The following is a 24244-nucleotide window of genomic DNA, read 5'->3' on the forward strand; positions in this document are numbered from 1 at the left end:
TTTGGCTAAAGCCAATTGATATTATGTAAAAATTTAAACGGGCTAAAGCCCGTTCCTATTGATATTTAAATTCATTATCAATAAAATCATTATTTTTATAAAACTAAATTTTATCCTCCACAATCACTCTTCTATGCTCCCTTCCCCAATTGATCATTTCCGAAATAATATTCCCGAAAGTTCTGCAATACCCGGTCGGTTCATATTCAATTAAAACAGGAGTTTCTGGATAAACGGTTCGCTTTACCAGCTTATTCATTTCCATTTCTTTCAACTCTTTTGAAAGCATTCTTGTGGTAATTCCGGGGATGCTTCTTTCAATTTCGCGGAAACGTCTGTTGCCGTTGCAAATGGCATTAATAATAGGAATTCTCCACTTTCCGCCAATGAAATAAAGGGTATCTTGTAAAGCTCTAAGCTCTTCTGTCTGATCTCTTTCCATGAGTGCAAAGTTAAATGATATAATTGATGATACTGATATACTCTGTGATACTGATTACAAAAGTATACCAATTTACAATAGCTTTGTCAAAAAATTTAAAACAATGAGTACATTTAATAACAAACTAGCCATCGTAACTGGCGGAAACAGTGGAATTGGATTTGCAACCGCAAAAGAATTAATTGCAAATGGTGCAAAGGTAATCATCACGGGAAGAAGAAAAGAAGCCATTGAAAAAGCAGCAGAAGAATTAGGAGCAATTCCGTTTGTGGCGGATCAGGGAAAACTGGAAGACATTGAAAGTTTTAAAACAGAAGTTGAAAATCAATTCGGGAAAGTTGATATCTTGTTTATCAATGCAGGAATCACCGGAACTTTGAATTCAATAGAAAATATGGACTCTGAAAACTTCGATCAAGTGATGAATATTAATTTCAGAGGAGCGTATTTCACTTTAAGCAAATTTACTCCGCTCTTGAATGACGGTGCTTCTGTTGTCTTTTTATCATCCAACGTTGCAACAACTTTCAAACCCAACAGTTCGGTTTATCAGGCAAGCAAAGCAGCACTGAATTCAATTGCAAAAACAGCCGCTGCAGAATTGGCGCCAAGAAAAATCCGAGTCAATATGGTAAATCCGGGACCTACGAAAACGGAAATTATGACTAAAGCAGGATTAGACGAAAAAACTTTGAAAGGTCTTGATGCTTGGCTGACCGATTTAATTCCTTTAAAGAAAATGGGAACTGCTGAAGATGTAGCAAAAGCAGTTGTTTATTTATCGGATAATAATGTAGCGAGCTTCATGACAGGAACTGAAATCCTTATCGATGGCGGAATGATTTTGTAGTTTGAAAATACGAAAAAATCCCATGATTTAAATCTGATTTAAAATAAATCCTCCTTTATTCGGGAGGATTAATCGTATAAAACTATGTCTAAAAGTTCCAGGTATTTGAGATTAAAACAACTATTAAACATGTGCCTTTCTTAATTTAATCATACTTAAAATAAATAGTCCTAAAATTCCCAATACGAAATATCCTTCTGCTACTTCCAGCTGAACCTGAGGTTTGATGATCGCAACAATTCCGTAACTGATGGCGGATGTGATGATAAAGGCAATTCCGCCTGTTAAACCACCTGCAATCCCTGCTGAATTCGGGAATCTTCCGATACAGTAGGAGAAATAATTATTAAAGATAAAGCCGGCTGTCACGTGAATTACAAAAGCAAATGCCACCAGACTGTAAATATTATTTGAAAAATAGGATGCAATAAACATCAAGACAATTAAAAATAACTGAATGAAATTAGCATAACGAATTTTGGGTAAAAAAGCTTTATTAATCAATGCTTTTCCTAAAAAACCACCTGTCATCCAAGCAAATCCTAGGATTAAAGAAACGTACCCTGCAACCACTTCAGAATACCCCATTTTATGTTCAATAATAAATGATCCGCAAAGATTGAAAAACATAATCATCGAATAACTCAATCCGCACATCACCATTCCATAAAAGAAATCTTTGGCTTTAAACATGGAGTTGTATTCTTTCAGCAAAAATTCAATGTGGAAAGGATTTCTTTTCTTCAAAGTTTCGCCTGAAAAAAAGAATTCAAGAATAAGAAGAATTAAACTGTATCCTGCCAACACATAAAAATTCGACTGCCATCCGAAAATTTTCTGCAGATAACCTCCAATAAATGGCGCGATAATTGGCCCGACCGACCAGACGATTGTCATAATGCTTAAGTAATGTTTCCGCTCGTCTCCTTCATAAACATCGACAAAAAATGCCCTCTTAGAAACCACTGCAAATCCTGACAAAATACCCTGCAACACACGCATCGCATAGATTACAAATAAGTTCTGAGTGGTTGCAGTAATAATGAATGAAACGACAAATAATGCCAAAGAAGCCATGGAAACCTTGTACCTTCCGAAAGAATCGACAATACTTCCTGCAAAAAACTGCGTCAAACCATAACTAATCAAAAATATCGATAAAGTAAGCTGAATATTACTTTCCGGCTGATGAAGTTCGGTTGCCATACTCGGCATCGAAGGCAGATAAATATCGGTTGCAAGACCCGACATTGGAATTACGGCAAATGCAAGAATGGTTGCTAAAAATTTGTTTTTCTCTTTTAACATCTTCATAGAAATTTCAAGCGACAAAAGTCCGACATTTTTTCGCTGTTAATGCTGTTTTAAGATAAATAAATCTTAAATATTCGATATTTAAATTCAATCGGAAAAGACTGTTGATTTCCTTATCTTTTTTCTCTAACTTTATCTCATTACCAAATCTACCTATGGAAATTTTCATCATCATTCTTCTCATTCTCCTCAATGGGATATTTTCAATGTCGGAAATGGCATTGGTATCTTCCAGGAAATTCAAACTCAACAGCATCAAAAAAAAAGGAAACTCCAATGCTAAAACAGCAATTAAGCTATCTGAAAATCCGAATAAATTTCTTTCCACTGTTCAGATTGGCATTACGCTTATCGGTATTTTGCTGGGAATTTATTCCGGAGATAAACTTACCGCCGATTTTGCAAAATACATTTCTCAATTTGAGGTTTTTTCTGAGTATTCCAAAGGTATTGCTTCTGTTTTAATTGTTACCTTCGTAACCTTTCTATCCATCGTGTTTGGTGAATTGATTCCTAAAAGATTAGGTTTGAAATTTCCTGAAAGAATATCTATCTTCATTGCAAAACCAATGTATTGGCTTTCTGCAATCACTTCGCCTTTTGTCTGGCTTTTAACGATTACGAACGAAGGAATCTTAAAACTTTTCGGAATTAAAAATGATAAAAAAGAAACCGTCACCGAAGAAGAGATTAAATCAATCATTAAAGAAGGAAATGAAGGCGGGATTATTGAAGAAAAAGAACACGATATTCTTAAAAATGCATTTGCTCTGGGTGACAGAAAAGTAAATTCTCTGGCAACGCACCGTTCAAGAATTGTAGCTCTTGATGCAAGTGACGATTACGAAACCATTAAAACAAAGATTAAAAGCTGCTCCTACTCTACCTATCCTGTAACTGATGGAAACAATCTCGACAATATCATCGGAATTGTAAAAATGAAAGACCTTTTTGATTTTTCGCAACAGAATTTTTCGTTGAAAGAACATCTAAAAAAAGCTGTCTTTGTGAGCGAAACCTCATTCATTTACCCACTTTTGGAAAGTTTTCAGAACAACCGATCACATATTGCCATTGTCATCGATGAATACGGAACGACCAAAGGAATTATTACACTGAATGACATTCTTGATGATTTGGTTGGAAATATTCCCGACGGAAGTGATAACGAGCCTGAAATTATTAAACGAAATGAAACTTCATGGCTTATCGACGGAAAATGCTCCATTCATGACTTTAAAAAATACTTTAATATCGAAATTGATCAGGAAGTTGAAAAGAAATTTGTGAGCGTTTCAGGATTGTTTTTTCATGATTATGATGATATGCCCAAAACCGGCGATACGGTGAAAATCGGAAATCTGCTTTTAGAAATCGTAGATAAAGACGGAAACCGTGTTGATAAAATTTTAGCCAGCAAAATTCTGAACGTTGATGAAACTATTCTGAACGAATAACTTAATTTAAATCATTATAAATTATTTTAAAATCTCTTAAATCTTCGCTGCGTAAAATTTTAATTTGTAATTTTAAGGGAGAGTTTCACCAATAAACATCAGAAATTATGGAAAATATAACGTTTGAAATAACACCTTATCAGGACGAACTGCAATTATTAATTGACGGTAAAAAGGTCGGCTACATGTCGATTTCTGTTGACGGAAGACTCCTCAATGTGTATTATACCAAAGTCAACGAAGATCTTGAAGGTCACGGTTATGCAAAATTGCTTTTAGATAAATTGGTAAATTATGCCGAAGAAAAAGATCTGATGATCGATCCGGAATGCGATTTTGTAAGACAGCAGCTTGAAAATCATCCGAAAAGATACAAAGGAATCTGGCATGAATAAATTATTCCCACCAGTTCTGAAAATGTTGATCTGATTTATTTAAATCTAAAATCTCTCCGATTTTCGGAGTGAGAATGTGCAGATTTTTCTTTTTTCCGAGTGTGGTTACTTTCTGCAACGGCTCATTCCAAGGATGTAACGCCAATGCAAATTTCCCGGAGTGAACAGGAATAATATTTTTCGCCTGAATATCGATACTTGCCTGAATTACATCTTCCGGTAAAGCATGGATGTATTTCCAGGCAGGATTATATTGTCCGTTTTCCAGGATGGCGTAATCAAACGGACCGTATTTTTCGCCAATTGTTTTAAAATGATTGTCATAACCACTGTCGCCACCTAAAAACAGTTTTTTTGTTGGCGTTTCAAGAACATAAGAAGTCCATAATGTATTGTTTCTGTGGAATTTTCTTCCTGAAAAATGTCTTGCAGGAGTAAAAGTAATTTTGAAATTATTTTTTAAATCGACAACAGTTTCCCAATCTTCTTCAATCAACTGTTCTGGAGAATAGCCCCATTTTTCGAAATGTGCACCCACTCCTAAAGGCATAATAACCTTTCCTACTTTCTCGCGGATTGCTTTTACCGTCGGAAAATCTAAATGATCGTAATGATCATGTGTGATAACGAGATAATCGATATTGGGAATATCTTTAGGCTTAAATAAATCTGCACCTTCAAAAGCTTTATTGAAAAACTTAAAAGGTGAACCAAAAGTGCTTAAAACAGGATCTATCAGAAAAGAAACACCATCGATTTTTATGAAATAAGAAGAGTGCCCCATCCAGATAAATACATCTTCATCCTCAGGAAGGTTTTTCAAATCGGTTTGTACATTCGGAATTATATGTAAAGGTTTCAGTAAAGGATCTTTTTTGGAAAAGAAAAAATCAAACATTACTTTCGGCATGCTGTAACCTTCCGCAAAAGATGGTGTAAAACTCTGATTCTGGAATTGTTTGTTTTTATAATTCTTAGATTTCAGCATTCTTTCCAGGCGTTTACCTTTCGGTTCTGCTCCAAAAACATCCATCGATAATACTAAATATGTTGCAATTGCAATAACCGCAATCAATATGATAAAATAAATCATTGTAAAAATTTCAAATTCAAATGTAAAAAACTTTCTAAGAGCATCTGATAATTTTGTAAAACATTTTTAAACATTAAGATCATTAAATATTTAAGATGTCTTAAGAATCAATAAATTGATGTAAGCATACTTTTAAATCGATCACTTTAGTGAATCTAAATAAATCTGAATTACTTTTGTGCTTAAAACTCAACAATCTTAATAGCAAAAAAAAAATCTCTCAAAATTGATACTCTTCCATCAATGACGCATGAAAATGAATTTTACTTTTTATTTCTGAATATATTTAAAAGTTTTTTAATTTCGTTTGACTAAAAAAGTTCATATTTTGAAATATATATTATTCATAATCCTAATTTTGTCAGTTTTTTCATGCACTTCCGTGACAAAATATAACGAACAAAGATTAAGCTTGATTCCGCCTGAAAAACTTCGTGAAGATGTAGATTTTACATATCTGAAACTTCAGGAAATGCACCCAAAGCTTAATTGGTATATTTCAAAAGAAGAACTTGATTTTAAATTTGACAGTTTAAAAACCACCATTACGAAACCTTTAACTCCGACTCAGTTTTACTTTAAATTGCAGCCGGTTATTGCGAAAATCCGTGAAGGACATCTCTCGTTGAGAATTCCTGCAAAAAGGTTTTCAAAAAAAGAAATTAGGGCGTTAAAAAACAAAAAAGGACTTTTTGGAAGATTTGAGTATCATGTGAAAGGAGATCACTTGTATTTTATAGAAAATAAAGATTCCATACAAAATATAAAACCGGGAACTGAACTGTTAAGTATTAATAATGTTCCTGTTTCAGATTATCTTAAAAAATATCGTGAATTAATCAGCAGTGACGGTTACAATAAGACTTTCTATCCTTATTATCTGAAAGATGTTTTCTTCAATTTTTTTGTTGCCGAGAAAGGAATTATGGACAGCGCAAAAATCGAAACGCTTTACAATAACGAAAGGCAGATTTTGACTTTAAAACGCGAGACCAAAGATAAAAAAGACCTTGAGAAAGACAAAGCCGAGAAAAAACGCAGTCCTGAAAAAAAGCTGAATGATTATGTGGTTTCTACAAGTTCTTACAACAGGAACTTTAAATTTCTCGACAAAGACAGTACAATTGCTTACATGAAAATTAAAAGTTTCTCAAGATCTTTTGCCGACAGGTTCTATAAAGAATCTTTTGCGAAAATAAAAAATGCAGAATCTTCATATCTCATCATTGATATTCGTGAAAACTACGGCGGTTCGCTTTATGAGATCAATCAATTGTACTCTTACTTAGCTCCCGAACCTTTTGTATTGATAAAACCTTCGCAACTGGCTTCAAGAGTTACCCCTTTGAAAACCAATTACTTCAAAACATCAAATCCGCTTCAATATGCCTACAAAAGTCTGACTTATCCCGGGTATTTTTTATATCAGGCTTTTAATGTTTATAAAGGAAAAGACGGAATTGCTTATTATAAAATGAAGGAAAACAAGTCGACGAAACCAAAAGATAATGCTTTCAAAGGAAAAGTGTATGTTTTAATTAATGGCGGAAGTTTCTCAGCATCATCGATTATTTCATCTAAATTAAAATTTGATCAGCGCGTCACCTTAGTTGGTGAAGAAACAGGTGGTGCAAATGACGGAACGGTTGCAGGATTTTATTCTTATCAGAAACTTCCGAATTCTAAAATCGATTTACCGATCGGATTACTTTTGGTACAGCCAAATATCACGTTTGAAAATAAGCAAAAAGGTGTTGTTCCTGATGTAGAAATTAACGAAAATATGCAGGATATTATCGATAAAAAAGATGTACAACTGGATTGGGTAAAAAATGATATTCAGAGACTGAAAGACAGTAAAGTTGAGAATTAAATTATTTCTGTTTTGAGAAAATTGCCGACATATTCTACTCAATAATTTCTTAAAGAAAAACGGTTTCGGCGGGCTTTCAGCCCGCCGAAACCGTTTAAACCTTATTTTCTAAGATCATTCAGAAGATTCTCAATCTGGTTAACATATTTGCCGTAAAAACCTTTATACCAATATTTTCCGAGCAAAAAAAGTCCGAAAAGACCAATTGCAAGTGTAGAAATAATCGTTGTTGCAATTTGAAAGTCACTCAAAGGAACACGATGCGGAATAAACTCAATCACAATAATCAGTTCACAAACCAAAAACGGGACAAATGAAAGCATAAAAGACAGATAATACTGTTCATTCAATTTAAACTGAAACATCAGATCCTGAAGAGATTCATATGTTTTCTGCATCGGATTACTGATGTCTCTATACAATTTAAAAAACTTGCTGAAGAAAAACGAAACCACGATTACCATTGAAAACAGCAAGACCGTTAAATAAAATTTAAACTTAAACGGAGCTTCAGGAACCGGAACCCAGACTACCAGAAACCCGAAAATTAAAATTCCGACCGTTGACCAAAATTCCATTCTCATATTTTTTCTGATTTTTTCTAAAGGAAGGTTGATCTTGTTTGTATGTTCGGTGCTGATTTCCGGTGTTTCGTCTGAAACATCTTCACTCCATGCATTTTTTAGTTCATCTATATTCATAATGTTTGTTTTTAATTCTTTGCTGGAAGTTGGGAGATGGATGTTGGAAGTCTTCCAGCTTCAAACTTCCGGGTTCCAGCTTATTTATTACTTAAAATTTCTTTCAGTTTATTTTTTGCGCGGTTCATTTTCACTCTCACGTTTCCTTCAGAAATACCCATTTGTTCGGCAATTTCTCTTCCGGAAAAATCTTCGAGATAATAGAAGATGAATGCTTTATCGATTGGGCTCAGCTGATTGATCGCTGTATACATTTTGTTTAATTTCTCTTCTTTTTCATGATCGTATTCATCCTCTATAATTTTATAATTCGAAAAGTCTTCATTAGCAATAAAACTTCTTTTTTTCTTAGATTTCAAGAAAATAATTGAGGTATTCAGCGCAATTCTGTACAGCCAAGTCGAAAATTCACTCTCGCCTTTAAATTTCGGATAAGCCTTCCAAACCTGGTACGTAATCTCCTGGAAGAGATCATCCCGGTCGTCTTTATCGTCCATGTACATTTTAGAAATCTTAAAAATGATTCCCTTATGCTTTTCGATTTTGTTTATAAATTCCTGTTGTGAGGTCATTGTTTTTTCTTGTGCTCTGTAGAGTTAGTAACGCATCAAAATAATTGTTACAGTTTTTATTAAAAATTTCAAATAAATTTAAAACAAAGTACCACATCTTTATTTAAAATCATCTCATGGCTTAAAATTTGTGTTTTTCGTATCACACCAAAAAAATATAAATATGCCTTACATTAAAAAACAAGACGACAAAAGTTTTGAACTTTATTATGAAGATTTCGGTTCCGGACAGCCGATTATTCTTATTCACGGATGGCCTTTAAGCGGAAAATCATGGGAACTCCAGATTCCTGTTCTTTTAAATTTAGGATACCGAGTCATTTCTTATGACAGAAAAGGTTTCGGAAAATCTGTCCCGACTTTAGAAGGTTACGATTATGATGGTCTTGCAGCAGATCTGCATGAAATTATTACACAATTAGATCTAAAAAATGTTATTCTTTTCGGCTTTTCAATGGGCGGAGGCGAAGTTGTTCGTTATCTAACAAATTATGGTTCTGAAAATGTGGATAAAGTAGCTTTAATATCTTCTATCATTCCTTTGGTAAAACAAAAAGATAACAATCCGCAAGGCGTTCCGCAGGAAGATCTTGACGGGATTATGGAGAATCTGAAAAAAGACAGGGTTACCTTTCTGGAAACATTCCACAAAAACTTTTACAATTACGGATTGCTTTCCCAGACAGTCAGCCAGAAGCAGCTCGACTATGATTGGAGCATTGCATCATGTGCTTCTCCTATAGCAACAATAAGATGTGCAGAAAGCTGGGCAAATACAGACTTCAGACCAGAACTTGGAAATGTGAAGGTAAAAACACTAATTGTACACGGAGACAATGATCAGATTGTACCTATAGAAACTTCTGCACAACAAGCTGCAAAAGGAATTGCAGACAACGATTTCGTAACGATAGAAGGCGGTCCGCATGGATTAAACATTACGCACGCTGAACACCTGAATCAAATTCTCACCAAATTTCTGACAAACAATTAAATCTTTTTTCAATATATTCTGATTTTAATGATCAGAAAACCGCAGTAGGTTTTACTGCGGTTTTATATTTTATGTCGAAATATAAATGCTTAAAAAATATAATCCGTACTCAGAAAATTAGAATCGTGATCTCTTACAATCGTATTCAGCAACTCTTTGTTGGAATCTGTCACTTTCGCAGCAACCAAAGAACGAATTGAAAACGAACGAAGCGCATCAAATACAGAAAGTGTACCTTCCGCACTGTCTTTTCTTCCGGTAAACGGGAAAACATCCGGCCCTCTCTGAGCCTGACAATTAATATTTACACGGCTTACCAAATTCACAAAAGGATCAATTAATTGTGAAACTTCTTGAGCATCTTCACTGAAAATACTTACCTGCATCCCATGATCTGCATTGACCTGATAATCGATCGGCTCTTCAATATCATCAAAAGGAACCACCGGAATTACGGGACCAAATTGTTCTTCATGATACAGCTTCATTTCACTGTTCACAGGATAAACAACCGCTGGAAAAACGAAAGATTCTTCCGTAAATCCACCATTTTCATTCAGAACTTTTGCACCTTTTGACAAAGCATCATCAATGCATTCTTTTAAGTAAGGAGGTTTATTGACTTCCGGAAGCGGCGTAATTTTCACATCTTTTTCCCAAGGAAGTCCAGGCTTTAAAGCAGAAACTGCAGCTGTTAATTTTTGAGTGAATTCTTCTGCAACATCCTTTTGAACAAAAATAAGTTTCAAAGCAGTACATCTTTGCCCGTTGAAAGAAAGCGCTCCAAGAATAATTTCATTCACGGCAATATCAAGATTCGCATTCTTCGTAACAATGGCAGCATTTTTTGCATCAAGACTTAAAATTGCTCTTAAACGGTTCACTTTCGGATGTAATTTTTTTAAACCATTCGCAACTTTACTTGAACCGATGAAAGCCAAGACATTTACTTTTCCGCTTTCCATAATCGGAGTAATAATTTCCGAACCTTTTCCGTATAAAGTATTCACCGTTCCTTTTGGGAAGGCTTCTTTAAATGCTTTTAATAAAGGATAATGTGCTAAAACACCGTGTTTTGGAAGTTTAAACAAAATCGTATTTCCCATAATCAAAGCAGGAATCAATGTTGTAAAAATTTCGTTTAAAGGATAATTAAACGGTCCCATGCTCAAAACCACACCAAGTGGGGCTCTTCTGATTTGCGCAATGGTTCCTTCTGCCTGTTGAAAACGCGAAGATTCTCTGTCTAAATCTTTCAGTGCGTCAATAGTCTGGTTGATGTAATCTACCGTTCTGTCGAATTCTTTTGTGGAATCTGCTAAAGTTTTTCCGATTTCCCACATCAGTAATTTGATAATTAAATCACGCTCTTTAATCATCAGATAAACGAACTTCTGCATGCATTTGATTCTTCCCTCTACAGACATGGTCGGCCACTCTCCCAACCCATTGTCATAAGCTTTTACACAGGCATCAAGAACTTTCATTGCTTCTTGAGGACCGATATTCGGAATGCTTCCCAACAACTTTCTCTCTAAACCGTTCTCTGTCTGAAGGCAAACCGGCGAGTAGATATTTTGAACCTCTCCTTCCCATTCTACCAATTCTCCATTAAGGAGATATTCTCTCTGATGGATTTCTGGAACTTTATATTCTTCTGGAATTTCGTTTTCGGATTTGAAAAGGTCAAGAAATGACCTATTATTGGCTAAGCTCATACATTAAAAATTTAATAGTTTGAAATTTGAAAGAATAAAGTTAGCCGTAAAAATCCGTTTATAAAAGAGGAAATTAATAGATTCGCTCTATCTAAAGGGTATTTGAATGAGAATTAACATTAGATAAATTTTAATTCATTTCAACAAAATCAAAAATTACTTCTTCTTTTTAAATTTCTTTTTTGTAGTTACTACAATAACGCCGTTCAAAGCCTTTTGACCATATAATGCAGTTGCAGAATGATCTTTCAGGATATGTATATCTTTAATTGAATAAGGATCTGTTTTTTGTAAATCATTAAAATCAATTATTTTCCCATCTAAAACTACCAGCGGTTTTTCCTCATTTATCAAAGTTGTTTGTGCCCCTCCGATCCTAATCTGTTTTTTATTTAAACTATCTTTTGGTGGATTTATCTTTAGACCTCTCAAAATCGAAGGATCAACTTTTGAATCAATTTTTTGAGCTTTAATTAAACTTTCTTGTGGAATAATAGTAACTGATCCGACAAACTTTTTCTTATTTTGATATGTATCCGGAAATATCACTACATCACCAATCTCTTCTACCTTTAAAGTATCATTTGTTATATTTTGTGCCTGTACAGAAACTAAACCTCCAGTGGTAAGAATAAAACCCACCGCAAATTTTACAAAAACAGAATTGATAGAAGAATATTGCATATTTCTGTTCAGTTGAGATTCATTGAACTTGCCGCAGATTTCTTCAGTAGAATTAGAAAACACATTGATTATTTCATTATCAGGAACAATTGTAAAATCTCTCACTGTTTTTGAGCAAACCGAACAGAATCTTCCTTTTTCCTGGGGAGTCATTGTTTCCCAATTTTCATGACAAGGCTTTGGTATTGTAATTTTCATAGAGGCTTTTTTATTAAAGATGCTTTGTTTTATAAAAAGGTTGGAATGTTAATCAATAATCTTCCAAACTTGTTCATTGAGCCTCTTCAAAATCTTCATAATTTAATTTATATTTGAAATATTTAAAACTAAGCAAACTGAAAATATAATCCAATGAAAGAAGAAAACATCAGCAGACTGAATCATTTGTTTCATAACTTAAAGACAGAAGAGCAAAAGCTTAAGGAAAGTCTGGAGAAAAAGAAAAGTGAAGAAGATCTTTTCATTGAAGATTTCAGAATGTTGTGTAAAAATCTCATCGATCCTAAAATGCAGGAATTCCGAAGAATGTTGAGAGAAAACGGATTTGGCTGTAAGATTTCATTCAATGAAGAGGTTAAAAATGGTTTAGGTATTCACTCTCAAACCCATATCAGATTACAAATCTCTCGAAATGTAGATTCTAATTTTTATGCGAATGATAAGTTTCCGCACATTATGTTTGTTGCTGATAAAAATTTAAAAAGAATCGGCATTCATCAGGATACGATTTTTCAGAACGGAACCGGTTTCGCAGCGATGAAAGAACAGACTTATACGTTTGAAACGATTAATGAAGAAATTATCGAAAAAGAAGTTCTGGAGTCGGTTGAAAATATTTTGATGAATAAATAATGTGAAATTTTTCTTAGAATTTTATTATCCATTAATCACTACCACCAAGACTGTTGAATTCTTTTGTTGAATAATGCAAGAAAAGTAAAATCAATAAATCTTCAACAGAATCATCTGCTTTTATATCTAAAATGGATTCTTTAGTCTCTTTCTTGATGTTTTCTACAATCTCAATAAGCAATTTCCCTTTTTCAAAAAGCTGATTGATCTTGGCTAATTTGAAATAATATATTCTTACACCCTGCCCTGATTTAATAATTCTGTCTTTTTCTAAATCAGTAAAATAAATAACACGTTTTGAAAGACTTAGCTCAACATCATTTTTAAGAAAACCAACATTTTTTATTTCGTAGGTGCGTGACAAATAATCTATAGAATGCCGTATCTTAAACCATGTACATTCATCAACAATTTTCCCAACTAATTTTTGACTTTCATTAGTAAGAAGAATATCTTTTTTTAAGTAGTGAGCAGTATAATTTTTCAATTTTTTGTAGTTTACAAATTATTTCACCTTTTGATACTCCACATTAGAAACCAAAACAGAATCATTCAAAGCAGCTAAAAAAGCCAATAAATCTTCTTTTTCCTTTACATTAAAAACAATCGGTTTTTCCAGCTGTTTGGCTAAATTCGGATTTCTCTCAATTCCTTTTTCATAATGATCGATAACATCGTACAATGTTTTGAATCTTCCGTCGTGCATATAAGGATAAGTGTATTCAAGATTTCTCAGACTCGGAATTTTAAACATCATTTTATCGGCTGGTTCAAAGGTTTTGTTCCATTTTCCGTAATCTTTTAATTCCGGATCGTACGAAAGGCCGTTGTTGGCAAATTCATACGTTGAAAACAACGGTTCCTGATGACATGAACTGCAGTTTCGTTTAAATAATTGATACCCGTTTTTTTCAGATTGAGAAAACTTTGCTCTTCCCTGTTTCACTTTATCATATTTAGAATTCGCTGAAACAATCGTCAGTTGAAACTGTGAAAGTGCTTTCATCAGGCGTTCTGAAGTTGCCATACTATCGCCAAAGCTTTTGTAAAAAAGTGTTTTATATTCTTTCGATTTATTGAGTTTTCTTACGACCGCATTAATATCTTCCCCCATTTCCGCCGGGTGATTAATCGGCGCTAAAGCCTGAACATCGATATTCACAACCGAACCATCCCACATAAATGTTTTTTGCCAAGCCAGATTGAAAATCGCCGGAGAATTTCTGTCGCCAATCCCATTTTCAATACCTTTGCTTAAATGGTTTCCGACGTGCGAAAAAGCCTGATTGGATAAATGGCACGACGAGCAGGAAATAGTATTGTCTCTCGATAAAACCGGATCATAAAACAATTTTCTGCCCAATTGAACCATTGATGATTTCAAAGGATTTTTCTTAAAATCATAAACCGGTTTCGGAAAATAAGACGGATAAATCAATGATAAATCCTGCAAACTGTATGAAAATATCAACAGCAGAAAACAGATGGTAAGAAAAGGTTTTAAAATGGATTTAATCATTCAGAGATTGGTAATTTTCATCAGGATCTTGGAAGTTTTGGAGGATACGGACAATATTTATTTCGTTATTTTCAACTCTATAGATTATTGTATTATGCTTTGTTAAAAGATATTTTCTAAAATCAGTATTATGATACTTTTCAAATTGAACATTTGCCGTTTCTAAAATATCAATCGCATCAATTAATTTTTGGTAAAAATTATCTGCTACTTCTTCGTTCCATTTATTTAATAAATATTCTTCAATTCTTATTAAATCTAACTTTGCTTTCGAAGAAATTCTAACCTTTCGCATCTTTTAAAGTTTTTAATCTCTCTCTGCGCTCAGCCACAAATTCATAAAAATCTGTAGTATTACCATTCTTAATATCTATTTCAGCTTGTTTCAAAGACTCCAAAATTTCTTCCTGAGTTTCGTTTCTCCACCGAGGTTCAATTGTTTTTGAAATCACCAAAAGTTCTTCCGGAGTAAATCTTTTCTCTTTTAATTTTTTAAAGAATGTTGGTTTCTTAATTCCTGATTTCTCAATAATATAAGACATTTTAAAAGGTGAATTTTTCAGAATCTCATCAATATTATTTTGAATCTCAATATATTTTTCTATTTCAGCTATCATAATTTTATAAATTTAGTATCAATTTATGAGACAAATTTAATAAAAATATTTAATCAATATAATTTAAGCTAATAATTTTTAGCGTTAGACTCGCAAAGTTTAGTTAAATGATTGAGAATATTTTTTCGTCCGTAAAGGCGTTTCACTCAGTAATGATTGACCAAAGCCTTAGCTGAACAAAGTGCCTTTGCGAACGAAAAAACATGAAGGTTTTAAATAAAAATCCTCGCGAACGTTGCGTTAGAAAATTCTACAAATGAAAATACCTCGGATCAGGATATTGAAATTCGAAATTCAGCTCTTCTATTAATCTTTTAGGAGAAATCGTCCTTCCCTGATCTGTTCTTTCTCCTGAATACGGTAAATCTTTCTGCGCATTAATCACTTCCTCTTTGTTTGGATGAATCGGAGCGACAACATTATATACTTTATATTCAGAATGATTGTCAAGCATTTTTTCAACGACCGAACAAATATCTGCATAATGAATATGATTCACCAGTTGATCCAGTTGAGAAATATTGTAGTTTTTTAAAAGTCTCTGATCGCCCATTAATCCTCCTAATCTCAAGATATTGGTTTGAGGAAATTTCTCTAAAATAAAATTTTCACTTTCCACATCTTTTGCAGGAACATCATCTTCTTTGAAATCTTTTTCGGTTTGTGGATAAACGCCTGTTGAACTCGTGTAAAATAATTGTCCTTTATAATCTCCAAGAAAGTTTAGCAGATTTTGACGCTTTTCAGTCATCGAAATCTGCGCTCCTCTGATTCCGGAGAAAGGAACACTTACCATAATAGCATCCAATTCTGATGCAACTTCCCACTCTTTCATTCCGGTATCAATTTCATCAGAAAAGCTTACTAAATCGGTATGAAAATTTTTAGATTTTAATCTTTCAATTTTTGATTCTGTCGTTGTTGTTACAAATATTTCGTATTGGTTTGATAATCGTTCTGCGATATGTGTTCCGAGCCAGCCGCAACCGATGATTCCTAGTTTTTTCATACTTTAATATTATCTATTGAACTGTTAATGAATTATTAAAAGCAGCCAATCTTATGAATTCGAAAGTTTTTTGCCAATTTTCTTCAAATAGGTTAAATTTCAATAAAATATTTCCATCTTCTAATTTTTCCGTAATCATTGGGTTTAGTAAGAATTCTTATTTATTACCAAAAAAAATATTCTTTCCTACATTTAAATGGGAGTATTTTTTTAAAAAATCCTGCCCATTTTTATTTAACAAGATAGTTATGAAAATGAATGTTCCATCAGAATTTATATTATTCTCTGGTCCAAAATCAAAGCTAACAATAGAATTTATAAGATTCTTTTCTAATTCGGTAGTGTTTTTTACAAAAAATAATTTAGAAAAAACATCATATTCTTCCCCGTCGTTTAAAAGAAAACTTATCTTATTTGAGTCAAAACATTTTGAATGCTTATAAGAATCTCCAAATAGATTTGCATCGTCTTTATAAATAAGTAAATAATTTTTCTGTTTTTTTAAATAATTATTTTTAACCAACGAATCATTTTCTTTCATAAAACAATTCTGTATTTTTTCTAATTCATTGTTTTCAATCTCATTATGAAATGTCAATCGGTTATTACCAAATAAATCTTGAGCTTTTTCAAAGTTTGCTTTGTCCGAGAAATCTATTGAAAATCGATTATAATCTGTTGAAACAATTTTGAAATTAGTAATTCCAAAATTCTTAAAGGCTTCTTCCAAAAATTCTGTACCAAAATTTGCTTTCACGGCACTCTTAAAGATCTTAATAAGATCTCCATTTTTTATTTCAGCATTTAAAGAATCATATTCTATTCGTTCAGCTTTAGTAAATTCTTTGTTGTAGATAACATTAATGTTTGCTCTTAAAGTAGCATCTAAAATATCTATATAATTTCTACTTTTATCAAATGTAGATACGGAATCACTTTCTTTGAATACTTTTAATACAAACTCATTTGTTGTCTTACTCGTGATAAAGTTTGAAAGAAAATATTTTTCTTCAAACTTTAGTTTCAAAGTATAATTTGTTTGGGAAAAACAAAAATTAAAGATAAGAATGAAGATAATTCCCAGTTTTTTCATTTAAATACCTAATTATTAAATTATGATGATTATTTATGATTTCAAAAGTATTAATTAATTTTTATACAGTTTATAATTTCAAAGAAATATAGTATTTCTAGACAACCTTTTAGAAATTCCAGAGTCTTATGAGTAAGAGAAATAACAAATATTTTAAGTATTTTTCATTTCCTTTTAAACCCTAAAATTCTGAATCATGAAAAAAGTATATCCATTTTTAGCGTTTTTACTGAGCTGTCCCCTATTTTTCGCACAAAAAGAAAAGCTAGCTTTCTATTTTGGAGCAGAATTGCAACCAACCATTTATAAGCACCAACCTGCAATACATGTTAACGGGAGATCATACATCAATGACCGTATTTCATTGGGTGGAGCATTAAGCTTTACCAGTAAAAGATATAATGAAAATTTCGGTTATGCCGCAGACAGAACCCGATCCAATCATATTATTCTTAATTTTCTGGCGCAAAATGATTTTATCAATACCAAAAAAGTTGTTTTCAGTACCTATCTTTCTACAGGTTTGTACTTTTTCAGTCTCGTCAATCCGGATGAAAAAACTACCGAAATCACCCACAATGAAGTCGATGGAGTGTGGTATGAAAATGAATATGAAGTTCCTAAAAAACTCAGCCGCAGCATTTTCTACAATATGCAGGGCGGACTGGATTTTTCCGTAAAATTAACTTCTATCGACGACGATGATCTTGGCATCTACCTCACCTCCCGCGCAGGTTATCAGTTCGTTTTCGGGAACGGTGATTTTATTAATGGAAACCAGTTTACCAAACCTGTTTTTTCTTTGGGTGTGACGTTTAAAGGGAATAAATAATTTTCTTACACATGCTTTATATATTATTTCTCATTCATTGTTATCAACATAGTATTTGAAAATTACTTGGCAAGATTCGCACTTAGATCCTCTCAGGATGACAAAGAGTGTATTTATCTTCTTGCACAAATAATAGAATATTCAAAAACTTCCACACACAGTTTGTCATCCCGTAGGGATCTCAACGTAGTATTAAAAAAGTAGCATGTAAAGATTCACTCATAAGTACTTTATTTCATTCTCGCAATGGCAATTAAAGTTCCAGTTGAAACAAATCATTCAAAAAACCCATATTGGGATTTTGAATTCTTATCAGCTCTAATTTCTTAATCCGAGATAAATTTTTTATTTCTTTTTCCCGTTCAATTGCTTGCTGAATCCACCCAAATTTTTCATAGTAAACTAAGAATTCGACATTGTATTTTGCGGTAAATGAATTAGGATTTGACTTTGTCTTATGTTAGTGTAACCTTTTATGCAAATTATTTGTAACACCCGTATAGAGAACAGTTTCGTTTTTATTAGTAAGAATATAAACGTAAAAAGTATATATTCCTTCTGTAAATTCAATCATTATGTGTTTATTTAAGTAAAACAAATATATCTAATTTGTAATAAATACTTAGCATGAAAAGATTCGTGTTCAGATCCTTAAAAGATAACAAACGTTATCCTTTTTTTTGCTAAACTCAAAAGTCAATATTCACAAACATACTTCTGCGCACACTTTGTCATCCCGTAGGGATTTCTATATAGCATTAGAGAATTGCTTGGAAAGATTCGTGCTTAGATTCTTTCAGAATGACAAACAGTGTGGTTATGTTTTCTCCGAACAAAGGCAACTTCTACACCCAATTCTGCGCACACTGTGTCATCCCGTAGGAATCCCAACATAGTATTAGAGAATTACTTGGAAATATTCTTGCAGGATGACAAACTAAGTGCCCTATTTTTTCTAAACAAAAAACTCAGCTTTCCTCTGAGTTTTTCTACTATTTATTCTGTTTTTTTCTTCTACTACTTTTGAACCTCCGAATTTTTCGCTGCTTTTACCAGCTCGTTGGTATCGCTGTAGAGCAGTTCCCAACCCGGAACTTCTTTCATGGCTGTTAACAGATTGAGATAGGCTTTCAGGTTTTTCTCCAGATCTTTTCGAATGGCAGATGCACTCGTCATTTGTCTGAGGTCTGCATTGGCTTCTGCCTGATCTGCAAACATCACTTCAAAATCTTCATGCTTTGTTTTTATTTCGTTAAAAGCAGGAGTAATAGAAAGAACGGCTATTTTCTGCAGATTATCCGGGGTTTCCAGTTCTTCGATCAGCTTTTTCATCTGAGCGGTTTGTGATGAATAACTTAAACGGTCAAGATTCAGTCCGAAGGTTTTGAATACGCCGTACAAATCTTCTGCCGATTGATAATTGGGTGCTGTAGAAAGCTGTCGGTAACCGTTGAGAAAGGCTTTCAGATTGGTGTAGGCAACATCCCTTTCGTGGTCTGCCGTGGCAACATCTTTTCCTTTTCCGCTGTAGATTTGTTTGGTATAGACCTGATCGTAATCGGTGTAGGAAGTCTGCATAGTCGCAGCAAGTGGATGATTGGAAATCACAGGATATTTTCCTGACTGAATGTTTGAAATAATTCTCTGAGCCAAAGTCGCAAGATCTTTAGTGCTCAACTTAGTGAGTGCAATTTTCATCTGTTTGTATTTTTAATTAATAAATTATGAACCAAATATATAAAAATTTAATTTCTATGTATTATACGTTTTCTATTTAATAGGCAAAACACTCGCTCGAGCGAAAACAAGCTTCAATAAAGTATCAATTATTTTTTATATTTGAATGATATTCAAAATATTGTGTTTGAATTGATTTTAAAATTATTGTTCCAAGAAATCATAGAAAATGAAATTTATAATTAATGATGATAGTGATGATCCTAATTTTATACATAATTGCGAAAAAATTATTGGGAATAGGATTAGTTTATGGAAGCCCAGAGAATTGTTTATTATTAAGACTATTGACACGTTTGATAGTGGATGGGCAGAAAATCCTCAAGAAAATGTATTTGCTTTTTGGACTCTCAGTGAAGAACTCATAATTTCTTTATTTCATCCTGGATTAATAAGTTCAATTTCTATTTATAATAACAGCTATAGAGGTTATTATATACCAAGTACAGTTTCAGATTACATAAAAAAAAGAAAACAGGGAGAATATCTTTTTATTCAATCAGATCATTTAAGTTCAAAAAATTATAAATTTCCTCCTGCTGAGTATTGTCTTCTAGTTTGGTATAGTAATAAATCTGCAATCAATGATAAGGGAACAATAATGTTTTTTTACACTATTAATCAGCAGATAAAGACCATACATATAACTTTAAGTGAAAATGAAGATTGGAATATCTCTGAAAGTTTTGGTATATCTAAATCTGAAATTCAGTCTATACTTAATAAATAATCAAAAATTTAAATTAACTCTTATGTGCTAAGATTTAAGAGAAGTTATTATCTATACATTATCAGAAAAATTCCTGTGATTATAAATAGTATTGCTTTAAACAAACGTAGTACTACGGAGATTACAAACAATCTTATTTTAAATAAACGGAGGGCTCCGAAGGTTTCCTACAACTTGCAGGAAACTTACTTAGTCCTCCAGAAGTCTCAAACACTATTGTTTTAAACCAAAGAAGCTCTCCGGAGGTTCCCCGCAACTTGTGGGAGACTTCTGGAGTTATCGGGAAGTTATAAACAAGCTTGTTTTAAACCAACGGAGGGGTTGGGAGGTTTGTTTTAAGGGCTCTCTTCTGAGTTAAAAAACATATAATGTTTTCTTATATTTGGTTAGAAGATTTATATTTTAGAAGAATTTCAATTTAATAATATTTTTATAAAATAACTATGGAAACAATAACTCTCGAAGATTTAAAATTTATCAATGAATTGAGTAAAAGAAAATATCCTGGAAAAAAACTCACATCCAACACAAATGAATTGGAGCGAATTAAATTTAATTCGATAAAAGTCAAATTAAGAAATATTGCATTGTATTTTGCAAATAAATATGAATCTTTTTATGGTCCTTTTAGTACAAACGTTTCTCCAGAAGCTAATCCAATAACACTTGGAGAGACACTTCACAACGTATGGTCAACTTTATTCAAGGGCTCTTCTAACAAGCAATATGCTGCTCAAATAAGTTTTGTAATTGAAAAAGGATCTCCATACTTAAATGTCGGCTTTTATTTTGGAAGATCTTCTACTAGAAGTAAAAAACATAATGAAAAAAAGGTTTTAGAAAATGAACTAAAAAAACTTGGGCTTGAATTATCATATACATTACAAAATAATTTAGAATTTAGAAATCAATATAATTCACTTTTTGAAATAGGATTCAATGCATATTCAAACGGTGAAGTATTACCTGATAAATGGATAAATTCAATTAAATATAATCCAGACAACTCTCAAATAACCGTTAAAGTTTTTACTAATGAATTTGGAGTCATTGAAAACTCAATTTTGGATTTTTATGTTTCTCAAATAATTTTCTTAATGAATGCAATTACTTCAACTAATTCAGAAAAAAAGATAAAGCCATTAACGCCAGAACAAAGCGCAAAAAAAGCTGAAAGAAATGCCCAAATTGGTCTAAAAGGTGAGTTATTCATATTAAAATATGAAACAGAAAGACTAAATAAATTAGGACTTTTAAAAAAAGGATACCCAAGACATCTTGCATTAGAATCAGCTCATTATGGATTTGATATTTTATCATTAGATGATAATGGTAATGATCAATTCATAGAGGTTAAAACAACAACAAGAAAAAAAGAAGACCCACTATCAAAACAATTTTATATAACTAATAATGAGTATAATGTCCTAAGCAATAATAGGGATAAGTACAAAATCAAAAGAGTTTATAATATTGAAAATATTGCTGATGTTGATGATTTAAATATTGATTTGATGGAAAGAATTCCTAATGGATATATAGTCTTATATAAGTAAAAACAAAAAAACCTGCCTCACAGCAGGTTTCCATATCTAAAAAGTTTTAAAACAAACTTTCATCTACAAAATTCGGCAACGTCACTTTCAGATTAGGTTCGGCTTCCATTGCTCTTTTAATGGCGAAAACAGCGCCTTCATTTCTTGCCCAGCTTCGTCTGGAGATTCCGTTGTTCACGTCCCAGAACAGCATAGATTTTAATCTTCTGTCGGCATCATCGCTTCCATCGAGCAACATCCCGAAACCTCCGTTGATCACTTCTCCCCAGCCAACGCCGCCTCCATTGTGAATAGAAACCCAAGTCGCCCCACGAAAACTATCGCCAATCACATTGTGAATCGCCATATCTGCCGTAAATCTCGAACCGTCATAAATATTGGAAGTCTCTCTGTACGGAGAATCCGTCCCCGAAACATCATGATGGTCTCTACCTAAAACCACCGCTCCGATTTCTCCGTTTTTGATTGCTTTATTAAAGGCTTCTGCTATTTTCATTCTTCCTTCTGCATCGGCGTATAAAATTCTTGCCTGTGAACCTACTACCAATTTATTTTCTTGCGCACCTTTGATCCACTGAATATTATCCTTCATCTGCTGTTGGATTTCGCTTGGAGAATTTTTGATCATTTCCTCTAAAACCTGACAGGCAATTTCGTCTGTTTTCTGTAAATCTTCCGGTTTTCCACTGGTACAAACCCAACGGAACGGCCCGAAACCATAATCAAAACACATCGGTCCCATAATATCCTGAACGTAGCTTGGGTATTTAAACTCTCTTCCCAACGTAGGGTTTTCTGCCATTACGTCGGCTCCGGCTCTTGAAGCTTCGAGTAAAAAGGCGTTTCCATAATCGAAGAAATAAGTTCCTTTTGCTGTATGTTTGTTGATTGCCGCTGCGTGTCTTCTCAAGGTTTCCTGAACTTTTTCTTTGAATAATTCAGGGTTTTCAGCCATCATGGTATTAGATTTCTCAAAGGTTTGTCCGACCGGATAATAACCTCCCGCCCAAGGATTGTGAAGCGAAGTCTGGTCTGAACCGATATCGATTCTTAAATTTTCTTTATCAAACTTCTCCCAAACTTCTACGATATTTCCAAGATAAGCCAGAGAAACCGTTTCCTGATTTCCCTGAGCTTTTCTGACTCTTGCAACCAATTCATCCAGATTTTCGTGGATTTCATTCACCCATTTCTGGTCGTGACGAATTTTGGTAATCTTTGGATTCACTTCTGCAATGACCGTAACACATCCCGCAATATTTCCTGCTTTCGGCTGAGCTCCGGACATTCCTCCCAAACCTGAAGTAACGAATAATCCGCCTTTTGGTTCTTTATTTATTTTTCTGAACGCATTTAAAACCGTAATCGTTGTTCCGTGAACAATTCCCTGCGGACCGATGTACATATAACTTCCCGCCGTCATTTGTCCGTACTGCGTTACTCCAAGTGCATTAAATTTTTCCCAATCATCCTGTTTGGAATAATTCGGAATCATCATTCCGTTCGTCACCACAACTCTCGGTGCATCTTTGTGCGAAGGAAACAATCCCATTGGATGACCTGAATACATGGTTAATGTTTGTTCGTCCGTCATTTCAGACAGATATTTCATCGTTAAAAGATACTGTGCCCAGTTGGAAAAGACAGCACCATTTCCACCATACGTAATCAATTCGTGAGGATGTTGCGCCACCGCATAATCCAGATTGTTTTGAATCATCAGCATAATCGCTTTTGCCTGCTCAGATTTTCCGGGATATTCTGCAATATCTCTCGCTTTCATCTCATAATCCGGACGAAAACGATACATGTAAATTCTTCCGTATTTTTCTAATTCTTCTTTAAATTCCGGTAATAATTCCGCATGGAATTTTGGTTCGAAATAACGTAAAGCGTTTTTCAGAGCGAGTTTTTTCTCTTCGTCCGTTAAAATTTCTTTACGTTTTGGAGCATGATTGATGTTTTGTTCGTATGGTTTTGGCTGCGGTAATTCGCTTGGAATTCCCTGCTGTATCTGTTCTTTAAAAGTCATTATCTCGTCGATGGTTTTTTGTTGATGGTTGTTGGATTTTTGTGGTTTTAAAGATATTCAAATTAGAAAATCCCTGCAAATAAAGAAAGAAAATATACAGAGTAATGGAAATTCGTATTTTTTTTAACTCTACTGAGTGTTTGTCATTCCGCAGGAATCTAGACTGCTTTTTAA

General features: G+C 33.4%; 24 protein-coding genes and 1 pseudogene. 9 read left to right on the plus strand and 16 right to left on the minus strand.

The window, feature by feature from the left end; genetic code table 11:
* Positions 1-103 precede the first annotated feature (103 nt).
* Positions 104-442: a winged helix-turn-helix transcriptional regulator gene (locus BM371_RS13345; protein WP_034678478.1), complete on the minus strand. Its 339-nt coding sequence runs from the start codon at positions 440-442 to the stop codon at positions 104-106.
* Between the two features lie 103 nt (positions 443-545).
* On the opposite strand from BM371_RS13345, the gene BM371_RS13350 reads away from it, so the two are divergent.
* Positions 546-1292, plus strand: a complete 747-nt coding sequence (locus BM371_RS13350; RefSeq protein ID WP_034678847.1) for an SDR family oxidoreductase — start codon at positions 546-548, stop codon at positions 1290-1292.
* A 123-nt stretch (positions 1293-1415) separates the two neighbouring features.
* Here BM371_RS13350 and BM371_RS13355 read toward each other — a convergent pair whose 3' ends face one another.
* Positions 1416-2600: an MFS transporter gene (locus BM371_RS13355; protein WP_228376793.1), complete on the minus strand. Its 1185-nt coding sequence runs from the start codon at positions 2598-2600 to the stop codon at positions 1416-1418.
* 161 nt (positions 2601-2761) lie between these two features.
* Between BM371_RS13355 and BM371_RS13360 the strand changes: the two genes are divergently transcribed.
* Positions 2762-4063, plus strand: coding sequence for a hemolysin family protein (locus tag BM371_RS13360; protein WP_034678483.1), 1302 nt, complete (start codon positions 2762-2764; stop codon positions 4061-4063).
* 107 nt (positions 4064-4170) lie between these two features.
* Positions 4171-4458, plus strand: coding sequence for a GNAT family N-acetyltransferase (locus BM371_RS13365; protein ID WP_034678486.1), 288 nt, complete (start codon positions 4171-4173; stop codon positions 4456-4458).
* A gap of 1 nt (position 4459) precedes the next feature.
* On the opposite strand, the gene BM371_RS13370 is transcribed toward BM371_RS13365, so the two are convergent.
* Positions 4460-5551 carry an MBL fold metallo-hydrolase gene (locus BM371_RS13370; RefSeq protein ID WP_051882966.1) on the minus strand — a complete coding sequence of 364 codons (1092 nt, stop codon included), beginning with the start codon at positions 5549-5551 and terminating at the stop codon, positions 4460-4462.
* Positions 5552-5909: 358 nt separating this feature from the next.
* Here BM371_RS13370 and BM371_RS13375 point away from each other — a divergent pair, with 358 nt between their 5' ends.
* On the plus strand, positions 5910-7424 hold the full coding sequence (locus BM371_RS13375; protein WP_228423583.1) for a S41 family peptidase: 1515 nt from the start codon (positions 5910-5912) through the stop codon (positions 7422-7424).
* 101 nt (positions 7425-7525) lie between these two features.
* Here BM371_RS13375 and BM371_RS13380 read toward each other — a convergent pair whose 3' ends face one another.
* Together BM371_RS13380 and BM371_RS13385 are read right to left on the minus strand one after the other, a co-directional pair.
* Positions 7526-8125, minus strand: a complete 600-nt coding sequence (locus BM371_RS13380; protein WP_034678488.1) for a hypothetical protein — start codon at positions 8123-8125, stop codon at positions 7526-7528.
* Between the two features lie 80 nt (positions 8126-8205).
* Positions 8206-8697, minus strand: coding sequence for an RNA polymerase sigma factor (locus BM371_RS13385; RefSeq protein WP_034678489.1), 492 nt, complete (start codon positions 8695-8697; stop codon positions 8206-8208).
* A 163-nt stretch (positions 8698-8860) separates the two neighbouring features.
* Here BM371_RS13385 and BM371_RS13390 point away from each other — a divergent pair, with 163 nt between their 5' ends.
* On the plus strand, positions 8861-9691 hold the full coding sequence (locus BM371_RS13390) for an alpha/beta fold hydrolase (protein WP_034678491.1): 831 nt from the start codon (positions 8861-8863) through the stop codon (positions 9689-9691).
* 89 nt (positions 9692-9780) lie between these two features.
* Here the strand turns inward: BM371_RS13390 and BM371_RS13395 are convergent, their stop codons facing one another.
* Both BM371_RS13395 and BM371_RS13400 read right to left on the minus strand, forming a co-directional pair.
* Positions 9781-11409, minus strand: a complete 1629-nt coding sequence (locus BM371_RS13395) for an NADP-dependent glyceraldehyde-3-phosphate dehydrogenase (protein ID WP_034678493.1) — start codon at positions 11407-11409, stop codon at positions 9781-9783.
* A 156-nt stretch (positions 11410-11565) separates the two neighbouring features.
* Positions 11566-12291, minus strand: a complete 726-nt coding sequence (locus tag BM371_RS13400; RefSeq protein ID WP_034678494.1) for a TonB-dependent receptor plug domain-containing protein — start codon at positions 12289-12291, stop codon at positions 11566-11568.
* A gap of 153 nt (positions 12292-12444) precedes the next feature.
* On the opposite strand from BM371_RS13400, the gene BM371_RS13405 reads away from it, so the two are divergent.
* Positions 12445-12945, plus strand: a complete 501-nt coding sequence (locus BM371_RS13405; RefSeq protein ID WP_034678496.1) for a hypothetical protein — start codon at positions 12445-12447, stop codon at positions 12943-12945.
* 31 nt (positions 12946-12976) lie between these two features.
* On the opposite strand, the gene BM371_RS13410 is transcribed toward BM371_RS13405, so the two are convergent.
* From BM371_RS13410 to BM371_RS13435, 6 genes are all read right to left on the minus strand, one after another.
* Positions 12977-13432 carry a hypothetical protein gene (locus tag BM371_RS13410; RefSeq protein ID WP_034678498.1) on the minus strand — a complete coding sequence of 152 codons (456 nt, stop codon included), beginning with the start codon at positions 13430-13432 and terminating at the stop codon, positions 12977-12979.
* 18 nt (positions 13433-13450) lie between these two features.
* Positions 13451-14464: a cytochrome-c peroxidase gene (locus tag BM371_RS13415; protein WP_051882968.1), complete on the minus strand. Its 1014-nt coding sequence runs from the start codon at positions 14462-14464 to the stop codon at positions 13451-13453.
* Entirely contained in the window at positions 14457-14759 is a 303-nt protein-coding gene (locus tag BM371_RS13420) for a type II toxin-antitoxin system RelE/ParE family toxin (RefSeq protein WP_034678499.1), read from the minus strand. The genes BM371_RS13415 and BM371_RS13420 overlap by 8 nt, the downstream gene beginning before the upstream one ends.
* Positions 14746-15081 carry a hypothetical protein gene (locus BM371_RS13425; RefSeq protein WP_034678500.1) on the minus strand — a complete coding sequence of 112 codons (336 nt, stop codon included), beginning with the start codon at positions 15079-15081 and terminating at the stop codon, positions 14746-14748. The genes BM371_RS13420 and BM371_RS13425 overlap by 14 nt, the downstream gene beginning before the upstream one ends.
* Before the next feature lie 250 nt (positions 15082-15331).
* Positions 15332-16090 (minus strand): Rossmann-fold NAD(P)-binding domain-containing protein, encoded by a 759-nt coding sequence (locus BM371_RS13430; RefSeq protein ID WP_034678501.1) that lies wholly within the window; start codon positions 16088-16090, stop codon positions 15332-15334.
* Between the two features lie 157 nt (positions 16091-16247).
* Positions 16248-17183 (minus strand): hypothetical protein, encoded by a 936-nt coding sequence (locus BM371_RS13435; RefSeq protein ID WP_034678502.1) that lies wholly within the window; start codon positions 17181-17183, stop codon positions 16248-16250.
* Between the two features lie 196 nt (positions 17184-17379).
* Between BM371_RS13435 and BM371_RS13440 the strand changes: the two genes are divergently transcribed.
* Complete coding sequence (locus BM371_RS13440) at positions 17380-18015, plus strand: hypothetical protein (RefSeq protein ID WP_034678505.1); 636 nt, start codon at positions 17380-17382, stop codon at positions 18013-18015.
* A 253-nt stretch (positions 18016-18268) separates the two neighbouring features.
* Here the strand turns inward: BM371_RS13440 and BM371_RS13445 are convergent.
* A pseudogene (locus BM371_RS13445) lies at positions 18269-18589 on the minus strand (GIY-YIG nuclease family protein).
* A 443-nt stretch (positions 18590-19032) separates the two neighbouring features.
* Complete coding sequence (locus BM371_RS13450) at positions 19033-19713, minus strand: DUF6261 family protein (RefSeq protein ID WP_034678507.1); 681 nt, start codon at positions 19711-19713, stop codon at positions 19033-19035.
* A gap of 208 nt (positions 19714-19921) precedes the next feature.
* Here BM371_RS13450 and BM371_RS13455 point away from each other — a divergent pair, with 208 nt between their 5' ends.
* A complete protein-coding gene (locus BM371_RS13455; RefSeq protein ID WP_034678510.1) occupies positions 19922-20482 on the plus strand; it encodes a hypothetical protein in 561 nt (186 codons plus the stop codon).
* Positions 20483-20925: 443 nt separating this feature from the next.
* Entirely contained in the window at positions 20926-22038 is a 1113-nt protein-coding gene (locus tag BM371_RS13460; RefSeq protein ID WP_034678520.1) for a protein NO VEIN domain-containing protein, read from the plus strand.
* 46 nt (positions 22039-22084) lie between these two features.
* Here BM371_RS13460 and BM371_RS13465 read toward each other — a convergent pair whose 3' ends face one another.
* A complete protein-coding gene (locus tag BM371_RS13465) occupies positions 22085-24070 on the minus strand; it encodes a urocanate hydratase (RefSeq protein ID WP_034678524.1) in 1986 nt (661 codons plus the stop codon).
* Between the last annotated feature and the right edge of the window lie 174 nt (positions 24071-24244).

Origin of the sequence: Chryseobacterium formosense, assembly GCF_900116415.1 — a bacterium.
Lineage (GTDB): Bacteria > Bacteroidota > Bacteroidia > Flavobacteriales > Weeksellaceae > Chryseobacterium > Chryseobacterium formosense.